Source organism: Nakamurella alba (assembly GCF_009707545.1).
In the GTDB taxonomy this organism is placed as follows: Bacteria; Actinomycetota; Actinomycetes; order Mycobacteriales; family Nakamurellaceae; genus Nakamurella; species Nakamurella alba.
The window spans coordinates 45186-69465 of record NZ_WLYK01000018.1; the positions used below are offsets into that span (position 1 = coordinate 45186).

At 72.1% G+C, this 24280-nt stretch carries 26 protein-coding genes and 1 riboswitch; of the genes, 18 read left to right on the forward strand and 8 right to left on the reverse strand.

Annotated elements, in window-relative coordinates; genetic code table 11:
- Window positions 1–62 precede the first annotated feature (62 nt).
- Window positions 63–1976: an asparagine synthase (glutamine-hydrolyzing) gene (asnB, locus tag GIS00_RS25765; protein WP_407666928.1), complete on the reverse strand. Its 1914-nt coding sequence runs from the start codon at window positions 1974–1976 to the stop codon at window positions 63–65.
- Window positions 1977–2298: 322 nt separating this feature from the next.
- Here asnB and ctaC point away from each other — a divergent pair, with 322 nt between their 5' ends.
- Both ctaC and ctaF read left to right on the forward strand, forming a co-directional pair.
- Window positions 2299–3249 carry an aa3-type cytochrome oxidase subunit II gene (ctaC, locus tag GIS00_RS25770; protein ID WP_322098452.1) on the forward strand — a complete coding sequence of 317 codons (951 nt, stop codon included), beginning with the start codon at window positions 2299–2301 and terminating at the stop codon, window positions 3247–3249.
- A gap of 65 nt (window positions 3250–3314) precedes the next feature.
- The gene (ctaF, locus tag GIS00_RS25775; RefSeq protein WP_154771369.1) at window positions 3315–3722 is read left to right on the forward strand and encodes an aa3-type cytochrome oxidase subunit IV; all 408 of its coding nucleotides are present in this window, start codon (window positions 3315–3317) and stop codon (window positions 3720–3722) included.
- A gap of 89 nt (window positions 3723–3811) precedes the next feature.
- On the opposite strand, the gene GIS00_RS25780 is transcribed toward ctaF, so the two are convergent.
- Window positions 3812–4171: a YybH family protein gene (locus tag GIS00_RS25780; RefSeq protein ID WP_154771335.1), complete on the reverse strand. Its 360-nt coding sequence runs from the start codon at window positions 4169–4171 to the stop codon at window positions 3812–3814.
- A gap of 92 nt (window positions 4172–4263) precedes the next feature.
- Here GIS00_RS25780 and GIS00_RS25785 point away from each other — a divergent pair, with 92 nt between their 5' ends.
- A complete protein-coding gene (locus GIS00_RS25785) occupies window positions 4264–5175 on the forward strand; it encodes a LysR family transcriptional regulator (RefSeq protein WP_154771336.1) in 912 nt (303 codons plus the stop codon).
- Window positions 5176–5211: 36 nt separating this feature from the next.
- On the opposite strand, the gene qcrB is transcribed toward GIS00_RS25785, so the two are convergent.
- From qcrB to ctaE, 4 genes are all read right to left on the reverse strand, one after another.
- Window positions 5212–6825 (reverse strand): cytochrome bc1 complex cytochrome b subunit, encoded by a 1614-nt coding sequence (qcrB, locus tag GIS00_RS25790; protein WP_154771337.1) that lies wholly within the window; start codon window positions 6823–6825, stop codon window positions 5212–5214.
- Entirely contained in the window at window positions 6822–7943 is a 1122-nt protein-coding gene (gene qcrA, locus GIS00_RS25795) for a cytochrome bc1 complex Rieske iron-sulfur subunit (protein ID WP_154771338.1), read from the reverse strand. Before qcrA ends, qcrB begins: the two co-directional genes overlap by 4 nt.
- The gene (gene qcrC / locus GIS00_RS25800; RefSeq protein ID WP_196073473.1) at window positions 7940–8758 is read right to left on the reverse strand and encodes a cytochrome bc1 complex diheme cytochrome c subunit; all 819 of its coding nucleotides are present in this window, start codon (window positions 8756–8758) and stop codon (window positions 7940–7942) included. The genes qcrA and qcrC overlap by 4 nt, the downstream gene beginning before the upstream one ends.
- An 87-nt stretch (window positions 8759–8845) precedes the next feature.
- On the reverse strand, window positions 8846–9463 hold the full coding sequence (gene ctaE / locus GIS00_RS25805) for an aa3-type cytochrome oxidase subunit III (protein WP_322098453.1): 618 nt from the start codon (window positions 9461–9463) through the stop codon (window positions 8846–8848).
- Between the two features lie 195 nt (window positions 9464–9658).
- Here ctaE and GIS00_RS25810 point away from each other — a divergent pair, with 195 nt between their 5' ends.
- Together GIS00_RS25810 and trpD are read left to right on the forward strand one after the other, a co-directional pair.
- Entirely contained in the window at window positions 9659–10069 is a 411-nt protein-coding gene (locus GIS00_RS25810) for a hypothetical protein (protein ID WP_154771339.1), read from the forward strand.
- Complete coding sequence (trpD, locus tag GIS00_RS25815; protein ID WP_322098454.1) at window positions 10066–11124, forward strand: anthranilate phosphoribosyltransferase; 1059 nt, start codon at window positions 10066–10068, stop codon at window positions 11122–11124. Before GIS00_RS25810 ends, trpD begins: the two co-directional genes overlap by 4 nt.
- Window positions 11125–11136: 12 nt before the next feature.
- On the opposite strand, the gene GIS00_RS25820 is transcribed toward trpD, so the two are convergent.
- A complete protein-coding gene (locus GIS00_RS25820; RefSeq protein ID WP_154771340.1) occupies window positions 11137–11412 on the reverse strand; it encodes an Lrp/AsnC family transcriptional regulator in 276 nt (91 codons plus the stop codon).
- Between the two features lie 136 nt (window positions 11413–11548).
- Here GIS00_RS25820 and GIS00_RS25825 point away from each other — a divergent pair, with 136 nt between their 5' ends.
- The 4 genes from GIS00_RS25825 to GIS00_RS25840 all read left to right on the forward strand — a co-directional run bounded on the left by GIS00_RS25825 (window position 11549) and on the right by GIS00_RS25840 (window position 14353).
- Entirely contained in the window at window positions 11549–12106 is a 558-nt protein-coding gene (locus GIS00_RS25825) for a sigma-70 family RNA polymerase sigma factor (protein WP_407666929.1), read from the forward strand.
- Window positions 12103–12762, forward strand: a complete 660-nt coding sequence (locus tag GIS00_RS25830; protein ID WP_322098455.1) for an anti-sigma factor family protein — start codon at window positions 12103–12105, stop codon at window positions 12760–12762. Before GIS00_RS25825 ends, GIS00_RS25830 begins: the two co-directional genes overlap by 4 nt.
- 125 nt (window positions 12763–12887) lie before the next feature.
- Complete coding sequence (locus GIS00_RS25835; protein WP_154771342.1) at window positions 12888–13622, forward strand: CHRD domain-containing protein; 735 nt, start codon at window positions 12888–12890, stop codon at window positions 13620–13622.
- A gap of 305 nt (window positions 13623–13927) precedes the next feature.
- A complete protein-coding gene (locus tag GIS00_RS25840) occupies window positions 13928–14353 on the forward strand; it encodes a class F sortase (RefSeq protein WP_322098456.1) in 426 nt (141 codons plus the stop codon).
- Window positions 14354–14370: 17 nt separating this feature from the next.
- On the opposite strand, the gene GIS00_RS25845 is transcribed toward GIS00_RS25840, so the two are convergent.
- Window positions 14371–16110, reverse strand: coding sequence for a DEDD exonuclease domain-containing protein (locus GIS00_RS25845; protein ID WP_322098457.1), 1740 nt, complete (start codon window positions 16108–16110; stop codon window positions 14371–14373).
- Between the two features lie 68 nt (window positions 16111–16178).
- Here GIS00_RS25845 and GIS00_RS25850 point away from each other — a divergent pair, with 68 nt between their 5' ends.
- The 9 genes from GIS00_RS25850 (at window position 16179) to GIS00_RS25890 (ending at window position 24276) form a co-directional block, all read left to right on the forward strand.
- A complete protein-coding gene (locus GIS00_RS25850; RefSeq protein ID WP_154771344.1) occupies window positions 16179–17444 on the forward strand; it encodes an NYN domain-containing protein in 1266 nt (421 codons plus the stop codon).
- Window positions 17445–17537: 93 nt separating this feature from the next.
- The gene (locus tag GIS00_RS25855) at window positions 17538–17744 is read left to right on the forward strand and encodes a hypothetical protein (protein WP_154771345.1); all 207 of its coding nucleotides are present in this window, start codon (window positions 17538–17540) and stop codon (window positions 17742–17744) included.
- A 190-nt stretch (window positions 17745–17934) separates the two neighbouring features.
- Window positions 17935–18107: riboswitch (cyclic di-AMP (ydaO/yuaA leader) on the forward strand.
- Window positions 18108–18120: 13 nt separating this feature from the next.
- Window positions 18121–19275, forward strand: a complete 1155-nt coding sequence (locus tag GIS00_RS29215; RefSeq protein WP_196073474.1) for a C40 family peptidase — start codon at window positions 18121–18123, stop codon at window positions 19273–19275.
- 25 nt (window positions 19276–19300) lie between these two features.
- Entirely contained in the window at window positions 19301–20422 is a 1122-nt protein-coding gene (locus GIS00_RS25870) for a glycosyltransferase family 4 protein (protein ID WP_322098458.1), read from the forward strand.
- 34 nt (window positions 20423–20456) lie between these two features.
- On the forward strand, window positions 20457–21248 hold the full coding sequence (locus tag GIS00_RS25875) for a metallophosphoesterase family protein (protein ID WP_322098459.1): 792 nt from the start codon (window positions 20457–20459) through the stop codon (window positions 21246–21248).
- 24 nt (window positions 21249–21272) lie between these two features.
- A complete protein-coding gene (locus tag GIS00_RS25880; protein WP_154771347.1) occupies window positions 21273–21710 on the forward strand; it encodes an SRPBCC family protein in 438 nt (145 codons plus the stop codon).
- Window positions 21711–22961: an ArsA family ATPase gene (locus GIS00_RS25885; RefSeq protein WP_322098460.1), complete on the forward strand. Its 1251-nt coding sequence runs from the start codon at window positions 21711–21713 to the stop codon at window positions 22959–22961.
- Window positions 22958–23335 (forward strand): hypothetical protein, encoded by a 378-nt coding sequence (locus GIS00_RS28160; protein WP_230314165.1) that lies wholly within the window; start codon window positions 22958–22960, stop codon window positions 23333–23335. The genes GIS00_RS25885 and GIS00_RS28160 overlap by 4 nt, the downstream gene beginning before the upstream one ends.
- Window positions 23332–24276, forward strand: a complete 945-nt coding sequence (locus GIS00_RS25890; RefSeq protein ID WP_322098461.1) for an ROK family protein — start codon at window positions 23332–23334, stop codon at window positions 24274–24276. Before GIS00_RS28160 ends, GIS00_RS25890 begins: the two co-directional genes overlap by 4 nt.
- Window positions 24277–24280 lie beyond the last annotated feature (4 nt).

The window sequence follows — 24280 nt, forward strand, 5'->3', positions numbered from 1 at the left end:
GACGAGCGGAGTGAATGCGTCCGCTACCGCCGCCGAGCACCCGCGGCCGCCAGGCCGCCATGTCACAAATAGACCGGGTAGGCGGGCTCGGGGACGGCGGGGGTGAGGGCACCGGTCACGAAGATCTCGTGCCAGAGCTGGAAGACCAGCACGGTCCAGATCGGGCGTGACCAGTCGCCGTCGCCGGCGCGGTGCCGGTCCAGCAGCTCCAGCACGGCCGCGGCGTCGAGGTACTGCTCGGTCTGCGCCGAGGTGATGATGGACCGCGCCCACTCGTAGGAGCCCTCGGCGAGGTAGTGCCGGATCGGCACCGGGAAGCCGAGCTTGCGGCGGTGCAGCACGTGCGGCGGCACGATCAGCTCCATCGCCTTGCGCAGCGCCACCTTCGTCGCCTGCCCGGACACCTTCTCCTCCGGCGGCACCGTGGACGCGACGGCGAACACCTCGGGATCGAGGAACGGCACCCGCAGCTCGAGCGAGTTGGCCATGGTCATCTTGTCGGCCTTGACCAGGATGTCGCCGCGCAGCCAGGTGAACAGGTCGATGTGCTGCATCCGGGAGATCGGGTCGGACCCGCGGGACAGCGCGTACACCGGGTCGGTGACGTCCCGGAACGAGCGGCCCTCCTGGTAGGTGTGCAGCAGCCCGGGCAGCTGCTCCTCGCGGAAGATCCGCGCGTTGCCGTAGTAGCGCTGCTCCAGGTCGATCGCCCCGCGGCGCAGCAGGTCCTTCCCGCGGAACCCGCGCGGCAGCGACCGGCCGATCGCGCCGAGCCCGCGGCGCAGCGGCCCCGGCAGGCCGGTGATCGGTGCCAGCGACCGCGGCTCGCGGTAGATGTTGTAGCCGCCGAACAGCTCGTCGGCACCCTCGCCGGAGAGCACCACCTTCACGTGCTTGCGGGCCTCGTTGGCGACGAAGTAGAGCGGCACCAGCGCCGGGTCGGCGACCGGGTCGTCGAGGTACCAGACGATCAGCGGCAGCGTCGAGGTCAGCTCCTCCTCGGACACCGTGCGGATGATGTGCCGGACCCCGATCGCTTCCGCCGACTCGGCGGCCACGTCGATCTCCGAGTAGCCCTGCCGGTCGAAGCCGGTGGTGAAGGTCATCAGGTCCGGGTTGTGCCGCTTGGCCAGCGCCGCGACCGCGGTGGAGTCGATGCCGCCGGACAGGAACGAGCCGACGGTGACGTCGGCCCGCATGTGCGCGCCGACCGAGTCGTCCATCACCTCGGCGATGCGCCGGTACAGGTCGGTGCGCTCGGCATCGGTGCGCACCGGCTTCGGCAGGAACGCCGGGTGGAAGTAGCGCCGGGTGGTCAGCGGCTCACCGGGGGAGAGGCGGAACCAGGTGCCGGACTCCACCTTCCGGATCGCGGCGTCCATGGTGGCCGGCTCGGGCACGTACTGCAGCACCAGGTAGTGCTGCAGCGCGGCCGGGTCGACCGTCGCGGTCCCGGTGAGCTCGCGCAGGCCCTTGGCCTCGGAGGAGAAGCCGATGCCGTCCGGCAGTTCCGCGACGAACATCGGCTTGATGCCGAACGGGTCACGGGCGCCGGTCAGCACCCGCTGCTCTGTGTCCCAGATCAGGAACGCGAACATGCCGCGCAGCCGGGACACCGCCTCCGGCCCCCAGTGGTGCACGGCCGCGACGATCGCCTCGCCGTCGCCCTCGGTGCGGAAGGTGGTGCCGAACTCCTCGGCGAGTTGCGAGCGCAGCTCCAGGTAGTTGTAGATCTCGCCGTTGAAGACCAGCGCGTAGCGGTCCGGGGACTCCGGCGGCCCCCAGCGCAGCGGCTGGTGCGAGTGCTCGATGTCGATGATGGACAGCCGGTTGAAGCCGAACACCACGTCCGCGTCGTTCCAGGTGCCGGCGTCGTCCGGGCCGCGGTGCCGGGCACAGCGCATGCCCGCCGCGATCGCGTCCACCCGGTCCGCGGCGGTGCCGTTGCCGGAGAGAAAACCCATCAGTCCGCACACGTGTGCCGTCCACCTGTCCTGTTGCTGTTCGCGCCTGACCCACTGCCCGAGCCATCGCCCGGGCCGGCCGGAATCCCGGCCCGGGCCAGTATCCCGGACGCGCCACGCGAACCCGGGCACGTCTCACAGGCGCCTCACCAGCAAATCTTCGACAAGTTGTAGAGAAGTTGTCCGCGACACCCGACCTGGCGGGGCCGGACGGTCCCACGTCGAGTAATCTCACCCCTGTCACCCGCCGCGACAGCCGTGTTCCGTCATGCGTACGCGCCGGGGGACGACGGCACCTGGAAGGTGTCCGTTCCGTACGAGGGAAGGTGCGCGCGTGGCTCGGTCTCGCGGTGCTCGGCGGTGGCCCCTGGCCGTCGCCCTGGTCGTGGCCGGCCTGCTGGCCAGTGGCTGCTCGTCCACCGATCTGCCCCGGTTCGGGTGGCCCGAGGGAGTCACCGAGCAGGCCCGCCGGATGCAGGGTTTCTGGTCCTGGTCGGTGATCGCCGCGCTGGCGATCGGCGTGCTCGTCTGGGCGCTGATGTTCTGGTCGTTCTTCGCGTACCGCAAGAAGAAGAACTCCCCGACGTACCCGAAGCAGACCAAGGAGAACCTCCCGCTGGAGCTGGTCTACACGGCCGTCCCGCTGGTGATGGTCGCGGTCCTCTTCTACTTCACCGTCACCACCGAGAACTTCGTCCTGAAGAAGGACGCGCAGGCCGACGTCACCGTCGACGTCGTGGCACAGAAGTGGGCCTGGGACTTCGGGTACCAGGGCACCGTCGTGGAGAACGTCGGTGGCGAGGTGCACACCATCGGCACCTCCGACGAGGTCCCGATCCTGGTCCTCCCGGTCGGCAAGACCATCGAGTACCACCTGGAGTCGCAGGACGTCATCCACTCGTTCTGGGTGCCGGACTTCCTGTTCAAGCGCGACGTGTTCCCGGATCCCGAGGCGAACGCCACCGACAACGTCTTCCAGAACAAGATCGAGCGGACCGGCGCGTTCGTCGGCCGGTGCGCCGAGCTCTGCGGCACCTACCACTCGGCGATGAACTTCGAGGTCCGTGCGGTCCCGGAGAACATCTACAACCGCTACATCGAGCTGCGCCAGCAGGTCGACCAGGCCACCGGCGCCCCGTACACCGCGGCCGCCGCGCTGATCCAGGTCGGCTCCGAGTTCCCGGAGTGCGGCGACCTGTGCGCCGAGCGGTCCACCACGACCTACCCGCTGGATCCAGACCGTGAGGCCAAGGCCGCGTCGCAGCCGCAGGCAGGGGGAAGCTGATGTCCGGGCACGACGCTCCGACCACCGTTCTCGAGGGCGAGGACCGCGAGATCCCCAAGGAGGGCATGCGGGTCGAGGCCTGGATCTTCCTGGCCCTCACCGTGTTCTTCGCCTTCGCCGCGGTGCTCTACGGCATCCTGGCCGGTGACGTCGAGCCGGTCGGCGTGGTGGCACTGGCACTGACCGCCGGCCTCTCGCTGATCATCGGCACCTTCCTGCTGTTCTCCGCCCGCCGGCTCGACCAGGCGCGGCCCGAGGACGACGATGACGCCGACGTGGCGGACGGGGCCGGCGAGCTCGGCTTCTTCTCGCCCGGCTCCTACTGGCCCTTCGGCATGGCCCTGGCCGCGGCGTTCACCGCGGTGGCCACCGCCTTCCTGCTGGTCTGGCTGATGGTCATCACCATCGGCTTCCTGATGATGGCCATCTGCGGCCTGCTCTTCGAGTACCACCGCCGCCCGCAGAGTCATTGAAAAAGCAGAGTCATTAGATCCTGCTCAGCACGAAAGCCCGGACCCCGCACAGGGTCCGGGCTTTCGTCGTTCGGAGGATCTGAGCTTGCTCAGCGGCCCAGCTCCGGCTGGTCCAGCACCCGCAGCCAGCTGCCGTCGGTCTGCCGGCGCACCACCTGCACCCGGACCCCGCCGCCGTCCTGCGGCGGGGTGGTGGTGAGCGCCAGGTCGCCGGCCGTCAGCGTCGGGCCGGGGGTCTCCTGCTGGAACTCGCGGTCGATCCCCGGGAACGCCTGCTCCCAGAACTTGCGGATCGCGTCCCGGCCGCGTGTCTCCTGACCGGGCGGGAACGCCATCACCGCGTCCGGCTCGTACAGCGCCGCGACGCCGGCGGCGTCTTTCGCGTTCGCCCGCTCGACGAAGAGCCGGGTGATGTCCTCCGGGGTCCGTGCCTGCTCGTGTTCGGTCATGCCTCCAACCTGCTCCTGCGTTGGCCAGAAGTCCAACAGCTGATCCTGATGCTAGCCAGCAGCAGTGGTGATGTCCGGCGTACCGTCCATCCATGGAACTGCACCAGCTGGAGTACCTGACGGCAGTGGTCGACCACGGCACCTTCACCGCTGCGGCCGCCGCGCTGCACGTGAGCCAGTCCGGGGTGAGCGCGCAGATCCGCAAGCTCGAGCATGAGCTCGGCGAGGAGCTGCTGGACCGCACCGGCCTCCGGGTGACGCCGACACATGCCGGGGTCGCGGTGCTGCCGCATGCGCGTGCGGCGCTGGCCGCGGTGGCCGCGGTGCGGGAGGCGATCGGCGAGGTGACCGGTCTGCTGCGCGGCCGGGTGACCGTCGGCATGGTGACGGCCTGTGCGATCCCGGCGCTGTTCGAGGGCTTGCAGCGATTCCGGGCGGCTCACCCGGACGTCGAGATGCGGCTCACCGAGAGCGGTTCCGACGATCTGCTGGCCGGCGTCCGGGACGGCCGCTTCGACGTGGTGCTCACCGGCCTGGCCGGGCCGCCGCCGGCCGACGTGCAGGCGGTCACCGTCGTCGACGACGAGCTGGTGCTGGTCCGTGCCGACGCGGGCCCGGTGCCCGGACCCTGCGGCCTGGCCGACATCGCGGCCGGTCCGCTGGTCACCTTGGTCCCGGGCTCCGGTGTCCGGACCGCCTTCGAGAACGCCTGTGCCGCCGCCGGTCTGCGCCCGGTGGTCGGGCTGGAGGCGGGCAGTCCGGAGGCCGTACTGGCGCTGGTGCGCCGCGGGCTCGGCATCGGCGTGGTCGCCCGCTCGATGGTGGGGGAGGGGACCGGGCTGGCGGTGTCCGAGTTCGACGGTGTTGCCGTGCGGTCGCAGCTGGTGCTGCTCCGCCGCAGTGCCGCCTCGCCGGCGGCGCGGGCGCTGCTGGATGCGCTGACAGCTGCCTTCACCGGGACCGACACAGAAGGGGCCGAGACGCAGCAGGCGGGCGCTCCCTGAGGGAACGCCCGCCTTCTCGCAGCTGATGCGCGGGAGCTACTGCTGTCCGGCCCCGGTGATCTCCGAGTCCGAACCGATCTCCTCGTGGTGGATCTGCCCGGTGGTGTCCTTCGGGGAGATCATGCCGCGGCGGGCCAGTCCGGCGGAGCCGAGCTGGTTCATCCGCTTGGGCACCGGAGCGCCCTGGTAGGCGAGCGGGATCGGGTGGCCGTGGCTGTCCACCGGGCCGAGCGGCTGGTGGATCTCGATGAACTCGCCGTGCGGGAGGCGCCGGATGATGCCGGTCTCCACGCCGTGCTCCAGCACCGCGCGGTCCGCGTGCTGCAGGCCCAGGCACAACCGGTAGGTGATGACGTAGCAGAGCACCGGCAGCACGATCGATCCGATACGGCCGACCCAGGTCATCACGTTGAGCGAGATGTCCAGCTTGAAGGCGAAGAGGTCGTTCGCGCCGTTGATCAGGTTGAGGATGTAGAAGGACAGGAACGCGACACCCAGCGAGGTGCGGACCGGCACGTCGCGCGGGCGCTGCAGCAGGTTGTGCATCGCGTTGTCCTTGGTGAACTTCTTCTCGATCCACGGATACGAGATCACCAGGATCATCAGCACCGTGGCGCCGCCGATCGCGGGGAAGAACACCGCCGGCACCATGTAGTGCCCGAACAGGTTCCGGATCTCCCAGTCCGGCCATATTCGGACCATGCCGTCGAGGAAGCCCATGTAGAAGTCGGGTTGGACGCCGGCCGACACCTGTGACGGGTTGTACGGCCCGAGATTCCAGATGGGGTTGATCTGGAACAACCCGGAGAGCAGGACGATGATGCCGACGACGACGAAGAGGAAGCCACCCCCCTTCGCGGCGAAGGTCGGGAGGACCCGGACGCCGACGACGTTGTTCTCCGTGGCGCGCGGCCCGGGGAACTGGGTGTGCTTCTGGAACCAGACGAGACCGACGTGCACGGCGATCAGCGCCAGGATGATGCCCGGGATCAGCAGGATGTGCAGCGAGTAGAACCGGCCGATGACGATCTCGCCGGGGTAGTCACCGCCGAACACCGCCCAGTGCGCCCAGGTGCCGATGACCGGGATCGACAGGATGAACGCCGACACCGCCCGCAGGCCCGTGCCGGAGAGCAGGTCGTCCGGCAGGGAGTAGCCGAGGAAGCCCTCGGCCATGCCCAGCACCAGCAGCAGGACGCCGATGACCCAGTTCGCCTCACGCGGCTTGCGGAACGCACCCGTGAAAAAGATGCGCATCATGTGCAGCATCATCGACGCGAGGAAGATCAGCGCCGCCCAGTGGTGGATCTGCCGGACCAGCAGGCCGCCGCGCACCTCGAACGAGATGTTCAGCGAGGACTCGAACGCCCGGGACATCGGGACGCCGCGCAGCTTGTCGTACACACCCTGGTAGACGGTCTCGCCCATGGACGCGTCGAAGAACAGCGTCAGGTACACACCGGACAGCAGCAGGATGATGAACGAGTAGATCGCGGCCTCGCCCAGCATGAACGACCAGTGCGTCGGGAAGACCTTGTTCATGGCGGTCCGCAGCGGGCGGGCGCCGTGGTACCGGATGTCCGCGCCGTCCAGTGCGGTCTGCACCAGGCCGCCGGACTTCTTCGTGGTGCGGGTCGTGAGACGGCTCATGACTCCGATCCTTTCGGGTGCGAACCCCACGGACGGCTGCCCTGGTTGGACTCCCAGAAGCCGGGGCCGACCGGCTCGATGAAGTCGCTCTCGGCGATGAGGTACCCCTCGTCGTCGATTCCGATGTGCAGCTGCGGCAGCGGGCGGGTGGCCGGTCCGAAGACCGGGCGGGCACCGTCGAACACGTCGAACTGGGACTGGTGGCACGGGCACAGGATCCGACCGGTCTGCTGTTCGTACAGCGAGACCGGGCAGCCGACGTGCGTGCAGATCTTCGAGTAGGCGTAGATGTCGCCGTACTCGAATCCGTCCTGGCCGTCACGGATCATCACCGTGGCGTCGGAGCGGAGGCGGAACAACATCACCGCGGCGTCGGAGGCCTTCGCGCCTCCGGGGACACCGGGGAAGACGGTGGTGAGCGAGCCGGCCGGGATGTCCTCGGGGCGCACCGGGGTGCCGTCCACCTGGGCCATCCGGACCTTCGTGCCGTCGGCGGCGGGCGCCCACGGGGTGACCCAGAGATCGGACTGGTCGCCCTTCTCCCACGGGTTCTTGATCAGGCCGCCGAGGATCGGCACGGCGGCGGCGATGCCGACCACGCCACCGGCGAGGGCGAGCGAGCCCTTGATCGCCGAGCGGCGCTTGACCATGCCCATCTTGTCGACGGTGTCCATGACCTCGGCGCCCAGCGTCTGCCGGGAGACCTCGTCGGACATGCCCTGGTGCCGCTGCTGCACGGCGACCTCGTGCGGGGCGATCTTCTTCGCCAGCGCGATGATGCCGATGCCGAAGCAGAGCAGGGCCAGACCCAGGGTGAGGCCGATGAGCGGCGTGTAGAGCGCGTAGATGATCTGGTCGTCGCCCGAGTAGGCGTCCTTGTAGCCGGCCGGCCAGACGATGAAGATCACCACGAAGGCGGCACCGAACAGCGCGGTCAGCAGGAACCACTTCGCGACGGAACGCTCGGCGTGCTTGTCCGCGGGGGAGCCCGGGACGTACCGCTCGCCGTACTCGACCAGATCGACACCGTCGAGGGCGGCGCCGTGACGCGCCTTCTCCTCCCGGGTCATCCGGGCGAACTCCTCCTCGGTGATCTCCGGGACGTCGTTCGCGCTCATGCCCGGGATCCCATCCACAGCGTCAGGGCCACGATGGCACCCATACCCACCAGGAAGGCGACCAGACCTTCGGGGGCGGGGCCGAAGCCGCCGAGGGCGTACCCGCCCGGATCGACGGTGGCCTTGTTGTTCTGGACGAAGGCGACGATGGCCGCCTTCTCCTCCGGGGTCAGCTGGGCGTCACCGAACTTGGGCATGTTCTCCGGGCCGGAGAGCATGGCCGCGTAGATCTCCTTGTCGGTGGCCTGGTCCAGGTTCGGGGCGTACTTGCCCTGCGACAGCGCGCCGCCCTGGCCGGTGAAGTTGTGGCACGAGGCGCAGTTCAGCCGGTACAGCTCGCCGCCCTTGGAGACCTCGGCGGTGTCGATCAGCGCGGCCTCCTCGGTCGGCAGCTCGGGGCCGCCGCCCAGGCTCTGCACGTACGCCTCGATCGCCGCGATCTCGGTCTCGTCGAAGAACGGCTCCTTGCGCGGCATCTGCGCCGCGTTCTCCACGGCCGGCATGCGGCCGGTGGCGACCTGGAAGTACACGGCCGCCGAGCCGACACCGATCAGCGACGGGCCGCGGTCCAGCACGCCCTGCAGGTTCGCGCCGTGGCAGGTGATGCAGGAGCTGTCGTACAGCTGCTTGCCCTTGGCGATGGTCTCTGCGTCGACGGAAGCGGCAGCGGCCGCCTCCGGCTGCGGGGCGACGGCGGCGTAGGCGAAGCCCATCGCGGTGAGCGCGAAGAGCAGCGCCAGACCGCCGGTGATCCGGCGCATCGCCTTGGAACGGCGACGGGGCCGGAAGAAGTTTCGCGCTGGTCGGGCGCTCATGCAGGACACCTCGTGATCGGATCGCGGCGGCTGGAACTGGTACTGCTGCTGGAACTGGTACTGCTGCGGCTGGCGGAGCGGATGCGGCTATCTGATGACGTAGATGGTCAGGAACAGGCCGATCCACACGACGTCGACGAAGTGCCAGTAGTACGACACGACGATGGCGCTGGTGGCCTGGGCCGGGGTGAACTTCGACATCTTGGTGCGGGCGATCAGGATGACGAACCCGATCAACCCGCCGATGACGTGCAGGCCGTGGAAGCCGGTGGTCAGGTAGAAGACCGTGCCGTAGGCCGAGGACGAGAGCGTGGTGCCCTCCTCGACCAGGTGCAGGTACTCGAAGGCCTGGCCGCCGACGAAGATCGCGCCCATCACCAGGGTGATCAGGTACCAGCGGCGGAGACCGAAGACGTCTCCGCGCTCGGCGGCGAACACGCCCCACTGGCAGGTGAAGGACGAGGCCACCAGGATGATCGTGAAGGTCAACGCGTAGGGGACGTTGAGCACGGTGTCCGGCGGCGGCCAGCTGCCGGTGGCATTGGTCGCGCGGGCGGTGAAGTAGATGCCGAACAGGCCGGCGAAGAACATCAACTCGCTGGCCAGCCAGACCACCACGCCGACGCTGACCATGTTCGGCCGGTTCAGCGTGTGGATCCGCGAGCTGAAGGCGGGGGGACCCGATCGGTCGGTCGCAGTCGTCACGGAAGGATTATGGACCGCCGAGGTGGCCCGTGTCCCTGCGGGTTGCCCCTGTGATCCGGATCGCGATCACATGGGAACCATCTGTGCAGGTCACGGCTCGAAAAAATCTTCGACAATTTGTCGAAACCGGGGCCTTCGGCGCGCCGTGACGGCCGCCCGGAGCGGGTCCGGGGGTGCGGCCCTACGATCAAGGTCATGAGCAACCCGGTCGTCCTGGTCTACAGCCACCGTCCCGAGGTCCGCGACGCGATCGTCACCGCCGTCGGCCGGCGTCCGGCGGCCGACGTGGGGCGGATCGACTTCCTCGAGGCCGGCACCGTCGCCGAGGTGCTCGCCGCGGTCGAGGACCGCGCGGCGGACGTGCTGATCCTGGACGGCGAGGCGCAGCCGACGGGTGGCATGGGGATCGCCCGGCAGGTGCACATGGAGACCCGCGACCCGGCGCAGGTGCCGCCGATCGTGCTCACCGTCCGGCGGGCCGCCGATCGCTGGTTGGCCACCTGGGCCCGGGTGGACGAGATCCTGGTCCACCCGCTGGACCCGGTGACCGCGGCCGCCGCCGTGGCGGACGTGCTCCGCCGGCTGCCCCAGCGACTCGGCTCGTGACCGGGACCGATCCCGGCGCACCCACCTGGCCCGGTCTGCTGACCCGGCTGCTCAAGAACGAGGACCTCCCCGCGTCCGACACCTCCTGGGTGATGGACCGGGTGATGACGGGCGAGGCCACCCCGGCCCAGATCGCCGGTGTTGCGGTCGCGCTGCGGTGCAAGGGCGAGACGCCGGAGGAGATCGCCGGGTTCGCGGCCTCGATGCTGGCCCACGCCGTCCGGGTGCCGATCGACGCAGGCGTCGCTGCCGTGGACATCGTCGGCACCGGCGGCGACCGGTCCAACACCGTCAACATCTCGACGATGGCGGCCGTGGTGGTCGCAGCAGCCGGTGCCGTGGTGGTCAAGCACGGCAACCGCGCCGCCTCCAGCAAGTGCGGGTCCGCCGACCTGGTCGAGGCACTGGGCATCCCGCTGACCCTGGGGGCTGACGGCGTCGCCGCGACGGTCCGCGAGCTGGGCATCGGCTTCTGCTTCGCACCGGTCTTCCACCCGTCGTTCCGGCACGCCGGACCGCCGCGGCGGGAGCTGGGCGTCCCGACTTTCTTCAACTTCCTCGGCCCGCTGACCAACCCGGCGCAGCCGGGCGCCAGCGCGATCGGCTGCGGGAACGCCGCGATGGCCCCGGTGATGGCCGAGGTGTTCGCCCGGCGCGGCGCGCAGGTGCTGCTGTTCCGCGGCGACGACGGGCTGGACGAGCTGACCACGACCACCACCTCGACGGTGTGGGTGGTCCGCGACGGCGCGGTGACGGCGCAGACGCTGGATCCGGTGGACCTGGGCATCGCCCGGGCCGGGATCGAGGACCTGCGCGGCGGCGACGTGTCGGTGAACCTGGGGGTGGCCCGGGAACTGTTCGCCGGCGCCACCGGACCGGTGCGGGACGCCGTGGTGCTCAACGCCGCCGCGGCGCTGGCTGCGCACGCCGGGCTCACCGGCGATCTGGCCGCCGACCTCGCCGCCGGGGTGAGCCGGGCGGCCGAGGCTCTGGACGACGGCCGCTGCGAGCGCCTGGTGTCCCGGTGGTCGGAGCTGGCCGTCACACTGGCCTGAGCCGGCCCGGGGTCAGGAGCCGATCGAGAAGGCGTCGTCGGTGTCCCGGCCGGAGTAGGACCGGAACGCGATGTGGGTGACGGTGCGGATCACGCCGTCCACCTTCGAGATGTGGCCCGGCACCAGCGCCGCGATCTCCTCGTGACCGGCGGCGGAGGTGATCGCGATCAGGTCGACGTCCCCGGCGCAGGACCACACCTGGTCCACGCCCGGCAGGTCGGCGATCGCCTGGGCCGCTTCCTGGATCCGGTCGGCCTCGACGTCGATCAGCACGATGGCGGTGACCATGGGGCGGCTCCTTCGCGGGTTGTTGTGCCGCTGCAGGGTATCCAGCAGGGGACAGGACGGTTGAACAGGAGCGGGCCGGGCGCCGTAGTCACCGCGAACGTCCCTGCGAACCGGAGGTCGGATGCGGCGAAGAGGTGTGTTGAGGCGGGTCGGCGGTACGTCCGACGGCCCGCGGCTCGAGGACGAGTCGGACCTGCGGGTCGCCTACGACGCGCACGGTCCCGAGCTGTACCGCTTCGCGCTGCGTCAGCTCGGTGACGAGGGTGGTGCGCAGGACGTGGTCCAGGAGGTGTTCCTGCGGGCATGGCGCTCCTCGTCCTCGTTCGACCCCGAGCTGGCCAGCCTGCGGGTGTGGCTGTTCGCGATCGCCCGCAACGTGGTCATCGACGAGGCCCGGCGCGCCGGGGTCCGGCCCTGGCAGCGCACCCTGGCCGCGCCCGACCGCGAGCACGACAACGTCGCCGCCGCTCCCCGGATCGACGACCAGGTGATGGACCGGTGGATCGTCGAGGAGGCGCTGCGCCGGATCAGCCCGGAGCACCGCACCGCGGTGGTCGAGCTGCACCTCCGCGGCCGGCCGCCGACCGAGGTGGCCGCAGAACAAGGGGTCCCGCCCGGGACGCTCCGGAGCAGGTTGTTCTACGGGTTGAAGGCGCTGAGGGTGGCCATGGACGAGATGGGCGTGGAGCTGTGAACGATTCCTCGCACCGCGAGCTGCGTGAACTGCTCGCCTGGTACGCGACCGGCCGGGCCGACGCCGTCGAGACGGCTGCGGTGGAAGCGCATCTCGACGGCTGCCCGGAGTGCCGGGCCGAGCTGGCCGAGCTCCGCGGCACCGTGCGTGCCCTCGACCTCGTCGATGTCAACCGGATCGAGGCGCTACCGGCCCCGCCACCGGAGCTGCGCGAGTCGGTGCTGGAACTCGGCCGGGAGACGTCGTCACCGCGCCGGTCACGGACGCCGCTGCTGCTGGCCGCGGCGGTGGCGGTGCTGCTGGTCGGCGGCGTGCTGGGCTGGGTACTGCGGCCGCAGCCGGAGGTGGTGGCCGGTCCGCCGACCGAGCCGGTCGCGGTCCAGGTCGACCAGGCGTCGCTGAACGCCTCCGCCGAGCTGATCAACCACACCTGGGGCGTGGAGATCCAGCTGACGGCGACCGGTTTCGTGCCGGGGGAGGCCTACCGGGTGCGCATCGTCACCACCGACGGCGACCGGTCCCCGGCCGGCGAGTTCGTCGGGACCGGGTCGAACTCGATGGAGTGCAACCTGAACTCGGCGGTGCTGCGGCCGGATGCGGCCGGTTTCGAGGTGCTCTCGGCCGAGGGTGCCGTGGTGCTCACCTCGACCTTCTGACCGTGCCTGTTGTATGAAAGACCGAGCGGTACAGCATTTCTCACGAAAGTTGAGGAACATCTGAACATCCGGGCGCGGCGCCCGTATCCACTGGTGACAACCGTTCGCCAGCAGGAGGAGTGCAGATGTCCACGAAGCGAGTGACCCGGCTCGGAGCAGCAGCGGCGATGGTCGCGGCCGGTGCGTTGCTGTTCGGGCCGGTCGGCAGCGCCGCCGCGGCCGACGAGGAGGTGGCCGCGCCGGCCACCTTCACCTCGGCCTTCACCGCGATGGCCACCCCCGACATGGTCGTGAACGCCGACAACGTGCCCACCCCGGGCACTGCCGGCGCGATGGGGACCTTCAACTATCGGATCAACAGCGATCTCGAGATCGTCTGCTACGACATCACCGTCACCGGTATCACGACGCCGTACCAGAGCCCGGCCCGGACGGCGACGCACATCCACCAGGGCAACGCCGGCTCGGCCGGCCCGCCGCGGCTGGCGTTCCCGAACCCGGTCGAGCAGGCCGACGGCTCGTTCCGCAGCGAGGGCTGCATGCAGGCGCCGTTCACCACCGGCGTCAAGGACGCGGCGACCGGCGCCGACACCGGTGACGGCTTCAGCCTGAAGCAGATCGAGGCGGATCCGGCCGCGTTCTTCACCGACACCCACACGGCCGCCAACCCGGCCGGCGCGGTCCGCGGCCAGTTGGTCGCGGTGCCGGTGGGCGGCGTCGAGACCGGCGCCGGTGGCACGGCTGTCGCCGATGCCGCGGTCGACGAGAGCGGCTTCCCGGCGCTCCCGCTGGCCGGTGGCCTGGCGCTGATGGCCGGTGTCGCCGTGCTGGTCCGCCGACAGGCCGTCGCCGGCAAGTGACCCTGCGCCGCACCGACGTGCCGCCCCGACGGACCGGCCCCCGCCGGCCCGTCGGGGCGGTGCTGCTCGTCGCCGCCCTCCTGACGCTCGCGGGGTGCGCCGGGACGGCCGACACTGCAGCGACCGCAGTGACCACCGGCACCACGTTCACAGCAACAACACCCGAGGCGACGACATCCTCGACCATCACGCGGTCCCCGAGCCCGTCGTCCGCTCCCAAGCCCTCCCCGACGCCGATCCCGACCCCGACCACCCCGACGCCAACGCCCACCACCCCCACGTCCCAGCCCGGGATCCCGGTGTCCGTGTCCGTCCCGTCCATCGGGATCGACGAGCAGCTCATCGATCTCGGGATCGCGGCGGACGGCACGGCGCAGACACCGGAGGACTACTCGCGGGCGGGCTGGTTCGCCACCGGCGGCCGGCCGGGGCAGTTCGGGCTGCCGACGGTGATCCTCGGGCACGTGGATTCCCTTGACGGGCCGGCGGTGTTCTTCCGGCTCCGGGACACCGCGGTCGGTGACAGCGTGGCGGTGGGCCTGCAGGACGGGCGCACCGCGACCTACACGGTCACCGCCGTCGACCGGTACCCGAAGGACGACTTCCCGACCTTCGCCGTCTACGGTGCCACCCCGACCGACACGCTGCGCCTGGTCACCTGCGGCGGCGAGTTCGACCGGGCGGCCGGCAGCTACCTCGACAACATCGTGGTCACGGCGGTGCGCGCGTAGTCCAGCTCCAGGGCAGTTCAGCTCCAGGGCCGGCGCAGCAGGTCGCTGCGCGCCAGGTGCGCGGCGGCGGCGAACGGCCGCCACCGGCCGGCGGCCCGGGCCGGGCTGGACCAGGGCGCGGTGGTGCGGACCAGCCGGGTGCCCGGGGTCTCCACCCAGCGCAACAGGGTGGTGGTCTCCTCGGCGGAGGCGCCGGGCAGCGGACCGTTGCCCGGCAACGCGGTTTCGGCCGAGGCCTGCAGCAGGTCGACCACCGGCATCGGGTCGATCCCGCGGCGGGCCCGGCCGGACGCGACCAGCCGGCCGAACCGGATCACCACCAGGTCCCAGCCGCCGTGCCCGTCCGGCTGCGCGGCCACCATCTCCTCGATCGCGGCGAAGGCGCCGAGCCGCTGTCGCCGGTCGACGGCGTCGACCAGGGCGGCCAGCCGGTCCCGCACCCGTGCCGCCTGGTCGAAACGTCCCTGCCCGGACAGCCTCTCGAGTTCCTCCCGCAGCCGGGCCAGCACCTCGTCGGAGCTGCCGCGCACCAGGTCGGCGATCCGCGTCGGGTGGCCGGCGTAGTCCTCCGCGGACTCCCGCCCGGCGCACGGCGCGCCGCACTTGTCCAGCTCGGCCAGCGCGCACGGGGTGCCCTTCGGGGTGCGCGACAGCCGGACCGAGCAGCGCCGGATCCGGACCACCTCCTGCAGCGCCTCGACGGCGTTCTGCGCGGCCTGCCGGGTGCCGAACGGCCCGAGGCACACCGACTCCACCAGCGGCGGGGTGGAGACCACGGAGAGCCGGGGGAACGTCTCCCGGGTCAGTACCACCCAGCTCACCTTGTCGGGCATCCGGGAGCGCTTGTTGTACGGCGGCAGGTGGGCGGCGATCAGCCGCTGCTCGCGGACGTTCGCCTCCAATCCGTGCGCACACACCACATGGTCGACCCGGACGGCCAGCGTCAGCATCTGCTTGATCCGGCCACGCAGCTCACCGGCGCCGAAGTACGACCGCACCCGGCGCCGCAGGTTCTTCGACGTGCCGACGTAGAGCACCTCGTCCGAGGGCCCGCGGAACAGGTAGACCCCGGGGGCCTGCGGCAGGTGGTCGGCGAGGTGCCGTTTGCGGCGCTGGGCCGGTCGGACGTCCCGGCCCAGCTCCTGCAGTTCGGCCAGGCTCTGCACGCCGAGGCCGCCGAGCCGCTCGAACAGCGCGTGCAGCACGTCCACCGTGGCCCGCGCGTCGTGCAACGCCCGGTGGTCGGGTGTGGTCCGGGCGCCGAACAGCCGGGCCAGCGCTCCCAGCCGCAGGCTCGGCGCCTCGTCCTTCGACAGCGCGCGCCGGGCCAGCAGCACCGTGTCCAGCACGGCGTTGCCGGGCCAGGGCAGCCCCTGGCGGGCGCACGCCGCCTTCAGGAAGCCGATGTCGAACCGGGCGTTGTGCGCGACCAGCACGGTGCCGCGGGTGAACTCGAGGAACGCCGGCAGCACGGCGTCGATCCGCGGCGCATCCATCACCATCGCGTCGGAGATGCCGGTGAGCATGGTGATCTGCGGCGGGATCGCCCGGCCGGGGTCGACCAGGGTGGCGAACTCGCCCAGCACCTCGCCGCCGCGCACCTTGACGGCGCCGATCTCGGTGATCATCTCGGTCACCGCGGAACCGCCCGTCGTCTCCAGATCGACCACCACGAAGGTGATCTCGCGCAACGGGTCGTCGAGCTCGTCGAACGAGGCCTGGACCTCGATGTCACGGACGGGACTGATGGGACTCACGGGGCGGACGGTAGGGGAGGGCACCGACAGTGCACCCGGACGGCCGCCGGACGTGTTGAATCGTCGGCATGGAACCGGCCGACCTGCCCGAGCTGACGGCGCTGCCCGCCGCGGTGCGCGGTCGGCTGCTGGAGCTGGCCGCCGGGGCGCTCGACGGGCTGCCGCCCGCGCAGATGCCGGCATCGCTGGCCCGGGTCGCCCGGTTCACCCCGGGCAAGCGCGCCCGGCTCGGCGCGGTCCCGCTGGCCGAGGCGCTGCAGTCCGACGCCGCCTTCCGGGCCGCGGTCGCCCAGGCCGGAGCGGGTGTCACCGACCCGGCCGATCCGGTGGACCTGGCGGCCGGCGCCTACCTGCAGAAGCTGCCCGATCTGGCCGAGCGGCTGGCCGCGGTTCCGGCCACCACCGATGCCGCCGGCCGGGATCCGCACGAGTGGCCGCGTCGGGTGCGCCGGTTGGAACGCGAACTGTCGGCCGTCTCCGCCGAGCGGGACCGGCTGGTGGCGGCGCGGACCGGCACCGAGACCCAGGAGCAGGCACTGGACCGGCTGCGGCAGCGCCTGCGGGACCAGGGCACCCGGCTGCGGACGGCCGAGGACACCGTCGCGGCGCTGCAGCAGCAGCTGGCCGCATCCGCCGCGGCGACCGCCGCCGGACTGGAGACCGCCCGCGCCGAGGCCGACAGCTGGGAGAAGCGGGCGAAGCAGGCCGCCGACCGCGCGGACCGCGCGGAGCAGGCGCTGGGCCGCGCCCGGGAGGCGGGCCGGGACGACCGGGCCGCCGCCGATCGCCGGCTCGACCTGCTGCTGACCACCCTCGAGGGGGCGGCCGGCGGACTGCGCCGGGAGTGGAACCTGCTCGGCGGGGGCGCGGACCCGGCGGATGTCGTCGGCCGCGACCTGGGTGTCGGTGCACCCGCTGCGGAGACCACCGCGGATCCCGGGCGGCTGCTGCGCTGGCTCGGTCTGCCGGCGGCGCACCTGATCGTCGACGGCTACAACGTCACCAAGTCCGGCTACCCGGACCTGACCCTGGTGCAGCAGCGGGAACGTCTGGTCCGGTCCGCCGGGGCGCTGGCTGCGCGCACCGGTGCCGAGGTCACCGTGGTGTTCGACGGGGCCGCGGTCACCGTGCCGCAGATGCCGGGACGCCGTGTGCGCGTGCTGTTCTCGCCGCCCGGGGTGCTTGCCGACGACGTGGTGCGCGACCTCGCCGCGGCCGAACCGGCCGGCCGGGTGGTGGTGGTGATCAGTTCGGACCGCGAGGTGATGGACGGTGCCCGCGCGCGGGGTGCCCGCACGGCCGGCGCGCCGGTGCTGCTGGCCCTGCTGACCTGACCGGACGGCGCGGGAACCGGCACTGTCGGTGCCCGTTCCTACCCTCGGCCGCATCCACCCGGACCCGCCGGGCGGGGAGGTCCAGGAGGTCAGATGCACATCGATTGCGATCGCTGCGAGGTCCGCGGCCGCGCCTGTTCCGGCTGCGTCATCACGGTGCTGCTGGGTGCCCCGCCGGAGGGGGTCGAGTGGGACGAGAACGAGCGTGCCGCCATCGGGGTGCTGGCCGAGTCCGGCCTGGTCCCGCCGCTGCGGCTCGTCACACCGATGCCGTCCCGGGGGTGGGAGGAAACTGCGTGAAACTTCATGAGGTCGGTCACACCGAAGCAACGTCGCCGCACGCCGGACGGGGAAGTGCATGCGTCCGCACGAAATGTCCGTTCCGCCGGGTGGCCCTTCCCGTGTCCTTCTCGTAATCTGATCGAGACCTTCGGCAGTGGGCAACCAGGTCCGGTTGCCCCGGAGGTCACCGCCGAGTCGACACAGCCCGCCGCCATGATCACCTGGTCGGTGGGGTCGAGCCGGGGAACCAGGTACGTGGGGTGAATCCCCGCCACCGTCCGTCGTGCCGCTTCGTGCGGCGCTGTCCGGCCGGCGCGGGGGTAGGGCAACTTCCGGCCCGAATCCGTCAGCTCACCCGGTAGGCGGCGCATCAGGGAAGAAAGGCACTTCGTCTGTGGCGACGCCAGGCCGCAAGGTCCGCCAGCACCATCCCCGCACCGGAGCACTGCGCACCGCCGCCGCGATCGCACTGCTGTCCGTGCTGGGCGCCCTCGCCGCACCCGCGGCCTCCGCCGTGCCGGTGACCGACGAGCCCACCAACTCCGCGGAGCCCACCAACTCCTCGGAGGCGCAGCAGGCCTGGGAGGTCGCGTCCCGCCAGGCGGAGATCGCGTCCGAGGCGCTCAACGGTGCCCGCGAGGAGCAGAAGCGCGCCGACGCCACCGCCACCGCTGCCGCCACCGCGCTGACCACGGCCACCGCCGCCGCGGCCACCGCCAAGGCCGATGCCGCCTCCGCCGCCGCCGCGGTCGTCGACTACCAGACGCAGCTCGACCAGTTCGCCAGCGCCAGCTTCCGCGGCGCCAGCACCGGCACCATGTCGTTGATCCTCACCGCGGACAACGCCGACGACTTCCTGGAGCAGGCCACCTCCCTCGAGCAGGTCGCCGCCGACAACCGCACCGTGATGCAGACCGCGCTGGCCGCGAAGCAGAAGGCCGCGCAGGCCTCCGTCGCCGCCGTGTCCGCCCAGCAGAGCGCCGCCACCGCGAGCGAGACTGCGGCGACCGCGAAGAAGGAGGCGGACGCCGCCGCCGCGACCGCCGCCACCCGCAAGACCTCGCTGGACGCCGCCGCCGCGAAGTACCGGACCTTGTACAACCGGCTGTCCGCGGTGGAGCAGGCCGCCATGCTGAGCATGGCCCAGGCCTCGCAGGCCGCCGCCGGCATCGCCAGCGTGGAGCCGGTCGGCGACGCCGCCGGCCAGAAGGCCGCGGCCGCGGCGATCACCAAGATCGGCGGCGGCTACTGCTACGCCTGCGACGGTCCCGAGTCCTACGACTGCTCCGGCCTGACCAAGTGGGCGTGGGCGACCGCCGGCATCGACATCCCCCGCGTCAGCTACGAGCAGGCCAACTACCCGGAGGTCCCGCTGGACCAGCTGCAACCGGGCGACCTCGTCACCTACTACTCGCCCGTGTCGCACGTCGCGATCTACGTCGGGTACGGCATGGTGGTCAGCGCGGCCGACGAATCGCTGGGCATCATCTACGTGCCCGTCGAGAAGGGCGGCCCGAACGCCACCGGCCACCGGGTGCCGCGCGGCTAGAGCAGAGTGCAGAGGGGGTGCGGCCGTGCGTCGCACCCTGCTCGTCACCAACGACTTCCCGCCGCGCACCGGCGGCATCCAGTCCTACGTGCACGCACTCGCCGTGCGGTTGCCCGCCGACGACCTGGTCGTCTACGCGCCGGCCTGGGACGGCGCCGCGGAGTTCGACGCCGCGCAGCCGTTTCGGGTGGTCCGGCACCCCACCTCGCTGATGCTGCCGGTACCGACCGTGGCGCGCCGGGCCCGGGCCCTCGTGCAGGAGCACCGGCTGGACGCCGTCTGGTTCGGCGCCGCCGCGCCGCTGGCCCTGCTCACCCCGGCGCTGCGCCGGGCCGGTGTCCGGCGCGCGGTGGCCAGCACCCACGGGCACGAGGTGGGCTGGTCGATGCTGCCGGGATCCCGGCAGGCGCTGTGCCGGATCGGCGGCACCGTCGACGTGATCACCTTCGTCAGCCGGTACGCCCGCGGCCGGATCGCCGCCGCCCTCGGCCCGATGGCACGGCTGGAATACCTGCCGCCCGGGGTCTCGCCGGACTTCCGGCCGGACCCGGCCGGCCGCGCGGACGTCCGCGGGCGGCTCGGCCTCGGCGATAGGCCGGTGGTCTCCTGCATCTCCCGGTTGGTCGCCCGCAAGGGCCAGGACATGCTGATCCGCAGCTGGCCGCAGGTGGTGGCCCGGCACCCGGACGCGGTGCTGCTGATCGTCGGCGACGGCTCCGACGCCGCCCGACTGCACCGGCTCGCCGCGGACTCACCGGTCGCCGGGTCGATCCGGATGACCGGCCGCGCTCCGGACGGCGAGCTCGCCGCGCACTACGCGGCGGCCGACGTCTTCGCGATGCCCTGCCGAACCAGGGGAGGCGGGCTCGACGTCGAGGGTCTGGGCATCGTGTTCCTGGAGGCCGCCGCGGTCGGTCTGCCGGTGATCGCCGGTGACTCCGGCGGCGCACCGGAGGCGGTGCAGGACGGCCGCACCGGCACCGTGGTCGACGGCCGGGACGCCGACGCCGTCGCCGCTGCCGTCGTCGAACTGCTCAACGACCCGGCGCTGCGCGCCCGCTACGGCGAGGCCGGCCGGCGCTGGGTCCGGCAGGACTGGACCTGGGACCGTTCCGCGGAGCGGCTGGCCGACCTGCTGTCCCGCTGACAGCCCGCCGCACGCCGCCGGTTACCGTGGCCGGGTGCGGATCAGCTTCGTGTCCGACATCCACGGGAACATCGAGGCCCTGGCCAGGGTCGCGGCGCAGGCCGAGCAGCTGGTCGTGCTGGGGGACCTGCTGGACTACGTCGACTACCACGACCACGGCAACGGCATCCTGGGCCAGGTGTTCGGGGCGGACCGGGTCCGGCCGTTCGCCCGGCTCCGCAGTTCCGGCGACTTCCTCGGCCTGCGTGACTACAACCGCTCGCTGTGGGCCACCGTCAGCGACCCGGTGTCGGTGCTCAGCGAGGTGGTGGCCGTCCGCTACCAGCAGGTGCTGGAGGCCGTCGGGCCGGACACATTGCTGACCCTGGGCAACGTCGACGTGGCGGCGGTGTGGAACGAGATCGCCGGCGACCGGCTGCCCTACCTGGACGGTGCGGTGGTCTCCGTCGGCGGCCTGGACCTGGGCTTCGTGGCCGGCGGGTCGACCCGGACCGGCATCCCGGTCCGTGCCCCGGATCCGGTCTGGCAGCCGCTGGTCCGGCCCGGGGACGAGTACCTGGCGACGGTGCGCGACCTGGGCCCGGTGGACGTGCTGTGCTCGCACGTGCCGCCGCAGATCCCGTCGTTGCGGTACGACGTGGTGCCGGCCCGGATGGAGATGTTCGGCCCTGGCCTGCGCGAGTACATCGACGAGCACCATCCGAGGTGGGCGCTCTTCGGGCACGTGCACCAGCCGCTGGCCCGGCGGCTGCGGGTGGGCCGCACCGAGTGCGTCAACGTCGGTCACTTCCAGCGCTTCCCGGTGCCTTTCGTGCTGGAGGTCTGAGCCGGAGCGACTAACCTTCCGGACATGGCCGACTCCTCCACCCAGTCGCTGACGATGGACGCGGCACCCGCGGACATCATGGCCACCATCGCCGACTTCCCGGCCTACCCCGACTGGACCGGGGCGGTGAAGCAGGTGGAGATCACCGAGCCCGGCAGCGACGGCCGGGCCCGCCGGGTGAAGTTCGGGCTGGACGCCGGAATGATCAAGGACACCTACGAGCTCGAGTACACCTGGGCGGCGGACGGGCTCTCGGTCTCCTGGGACCTGGTGTCCGGTCAGATGCAGAAGTCGCAGCACGGCAGCTACGTGCTGGCCCCGCAGGGCGGGCGCACCGAGGTCACCTACACGTTGTCGGTCCAGCTGACCGTGCCGCTGATCGGGGTGCTGCGCCGCAAGGCCGAGCGGACGATCATGGACACCGCGCTCAAAGAGCTCCGCAAGCGCGTCGAGCAGGCCTGAGTGGGGGGCACGACGGCGCCCCGGGTGGTCCTGCACACCGGCAAGGGCGGTGTGGGCAAGTCGACGGTCGCGGCCATGACGGCGGTCGCCGCCGCCGGCCACGGGCACCGGGTGCTGCTGCTGTCCACCGATCCCGCGCACTCCGCCGCCGACGTGCTGGACCTGCCGCTGCGGGCGGACCCGACCCCGGTGCCCGGCGTGCCCGGGTTGTGCGCCGCCCAGGTGGACGTGCGGGGCCGGTTCGAGCAGGCCTGGTCCGCCGTCCGCGGATACCTGGTCGGAGTCCTTGCGGCACAGGGGATCGGCGAGGTACAGGCCGACGAGCTCACCGTCGTCCCGGGTGCCGAGGAGGTGGTCGCGCTGCTGGAGCTGAAGCGCCACCTGGACTCCGGCGAGCACGACCTGGTGGTCGTCGACTGTGCGCCCACCGGTGAGACGCTCCGGCTGCTCGCCGTCCCGGAGACGCTGGCGTTCTACGGGTCCCGGCTGCTCGGCGGCCCGGCCCGGCTGCTGCGCGGACTGGCCGCGGGCCTGGCCGGGCTCACCGGCGGCAGCCGGTCCGGCCCGTCCGGTGAGGTCCGCGATGCGCTGGCCGACCTGCTGGGCGACCTCGCCGCCGTGCGCGACCTGCTGACCGATGCGGCGCGCGGGGCCACCCGGATCGTGCTCACCCCGGAGCGGGTGGTGGTCGCGGAAGCGCGGCGGCTGCGGACCGCGCTGGCCCTGCACGGCTACCCGGTCGACGGGATCGTGGTCAACCGGGTGCTGCCCGACGGGCCGCACGGGGAGCTGGTCAGCGGCTGGCAGCGGTCGCAGGCCGCCGGTCTGGAGCAGGTCACCGAGTCCTTCGCCGATCTCCCGCAGCACCGGGTGCCGTGGGCCGCCGCCGAACCCGTGGGCGTACCGGCCCTGACAGCGCTGGCCGCACAGGTCTTCGCCGGTGAGGATCCCGCCGCACCCCGTGCCACCGCCCCGGGCCCGCGCACGACCGAGGCCCCGGGCGGCTGGGAGCTGCGCTGGTCCCTGCCGCTGGCCGAGCGCGGTCAGGTCCACCTGGGCCGGTCCGGCGACGACCTGGTGGTGACGGTCGGCCCGCACCGCCGGCGGCTCACCCTGCCGTCGCTGCTGCAGCGCTGCCGGACCGACGGTGCCCGCTTCGAGGGCGACGACCTGGTGGTGCGTTTCGTGCCGGATCCCGAGCGGTGGCCGGAGGCCCTGGCGCCGGTGGCGGAGATGGTGGCCGGCCGATGACCGCGCATCACCACCCGGTGGCCGGCCTGACCACCGAGGCCGGCCTGCTGCTCGACGCCGTCTCGGCCAGGCTGGACCAGGCCCGGGAGCGCCGGCAGGCCGACGCTCCCGAGCCCACGCCGCCGTGCCCCGAGTGCGGGCGGACGGGCGACGGGCCCTCGTGCACCACCGGCTGTCCGTGGTGCGCCCTGCTGGCGGTGGCCCGCGGCGAGCGGCCGGAGGTGTCCGACGCCCTGCTGGACGCCGCGGTGACCGCGGTCGGCGCGCTGCGCCGGCTGCTGGACGCCGCCGGAACACCCCGGACCGGGCCCACCACCGCCCCCGCCCCCCAGGACCCCACCACCACCGGACTGCAACGGATCGACATCGAGTGAGCACCCAGAACGCCTCTTACACCATCGGTCTCGACATCGGCGGTACCTCCGTCCGGGCCGCCGTGGTCGATGCCGACTGCCGCATCGTGGATTCCCGCCACGCCCCGACCCCGCACACCGTCGAGGAGACCGAGAAGGTCTTCGCGGAGCTGATCCTCGACCTCGCGTCGGTGCACCCGGTGCGCGCGGTCGGCCTCGCGGTCGCCGGGTTCGTCACCGCCGACCGCACCGCGGTGATGTTCGCGCCGCACCTGGCCTGGCGTGGCGACCCTGTGCCGCAACGCATCTCGGACCTGGTCGGGATGCCGGTGGTGATGGACCACGACGTGAACAGCGCCGCCTGGGCGGAGTACCGCCGGGGTTCGGCCCGCTCGGCCTCCATCGCGCTGCTGGTGGCGATCGGCACCGGGATCGGCGCCGGGCTGATCGTCGACGGCGAGATCTACCGCGGCGCCCACGGTGTCGCGCCCGAGCTGGGCCACCTGGTGCTGGTGCCGGGCGGCCGGCCGTGCCCGTGCGGGAAGCGTGGCTGCTGGGAGCGCTACTGCTCGGGGACCGGGCTGGCCGACACCGCGCGGGAGATGATCGCGGCCGACCACAAGCCGGGGCTGTTGGACATCGGTGATCCGGCGGACCTGACCGGCGCCATGGTGGCCAAGGCCGCGTCGGCGGGGGACCAGCTGGCGTTGCGTGCCCTGGCCGACCTCGGCACCTGGCTGGGCCGTGGCCTGGCGATGGCGGCCGACGTGCTCGATCCCGAGGTGATCGTGATCGGCGGTGGCGTGGTGGGCTCCTCGGAGTACTTCCTGCCGCAGGCCGTGGCCGAGATGCGGGCGATGATCACCGGCGGTGCCCACCGCCCGGAGCCGCGGGTGGAGCTCGCCACCTTCGGCGGATCCGCCGGCATCATCGGCGCCGCGCTGCGGGCCGCCGAGCTGTAGGGCG

Bases quoted from the DNA above. Each gene is read 5' to 3' on its own strand.
- ctaF (WP_154771369.1), top strand. From the start codon at position 3,315: ATGCGGGTCGAGGCCTGGATCTTCCTGGCCCTCACCGTGTTCTTCGCC.
- GIS00_RS25780 (WP_154771335.1), bottom strand. From the start codon at position 4,171: ATGACCGAACACGAGCAGGCACGGACCCCGGAGGACATCACCCGGCTC.
- GIS00_RS25785 (WP_154771336.1), top strand. From the start codon at position 4,264: ATGGAACTGCACCAGCTGGAGTACCTGACGGCAGTGGTCGACCACGGC.
- qcrB (WP_154771337.1), bottom strand. From the start codon at position 6,825: ATGAGCCGTCTCACGACCCGCACCACGAAGAAGTCCGGCGGCCTGGTG.
- qcrA (WP_154771338.1), bottom strand. From the start codon at position 7,943: ATGAGCGCGAACGACGTCCCGGAGATCACCGAGGAGGAGTTCGCCCGG.
- qcrC (WP_196073473.1), bottom strand. From the start codon at position 8,758: ATGAGCGCCCGACCAGCGCGAAACTTCTTCCGGCCCCGTCGCCGTTCC.
- GIS00_RS25810 (WP_154771339.1), top strand. From the start codon at position 9,659: ATGAGCAACCCGGTCGTCCTGGTCTACAGCCACCGTCCCGAGGTCCGC.
- GIS00_RS25820 (WP_154771340.1), bottom strand. From the start codon at position 11,412: ATGGTCACCGCCATCGTGCTGATCGACGTCGAGGCCGACCGGATCCAG.
- GIS00_RS25835 (WP_154771342.1), top strand. From the start codon at position 12,888: ATGTCCACGAAGCGAGTGACCCGGCTCGGAGCAGCAGCGGCGATGGTC.
- GIS00_RS25850 (WP_154771344.1), top strand. From the start codon at position 16,179: ATGGAACCGGCCGACCTGCCCGAGCTGACGGCGCTGCCCGCCGCGGTG.
- GIS00_RS25855 (WP_154771345.1), top strand. From the start codon at position 17,538: ATGCACATCGATTGCGATCGCTGCGAGGTCCGCGGCCGCGCCTGTTCC.
- GIS00_RS25880 (WP_154771347.1), top strand. From the start codon at position 21,273: ATGGCCGACTCCTCCACCCAGTCGCTGACGATGGACGCGGCACCCGCG.
- GIS00_RS28160 (WP_230314165.1), top strand. From the start codon at position 22,958: ATGACCGCGCATCACCACCCGGTGGCCGGCCTGACCACCGAGGCCGGC.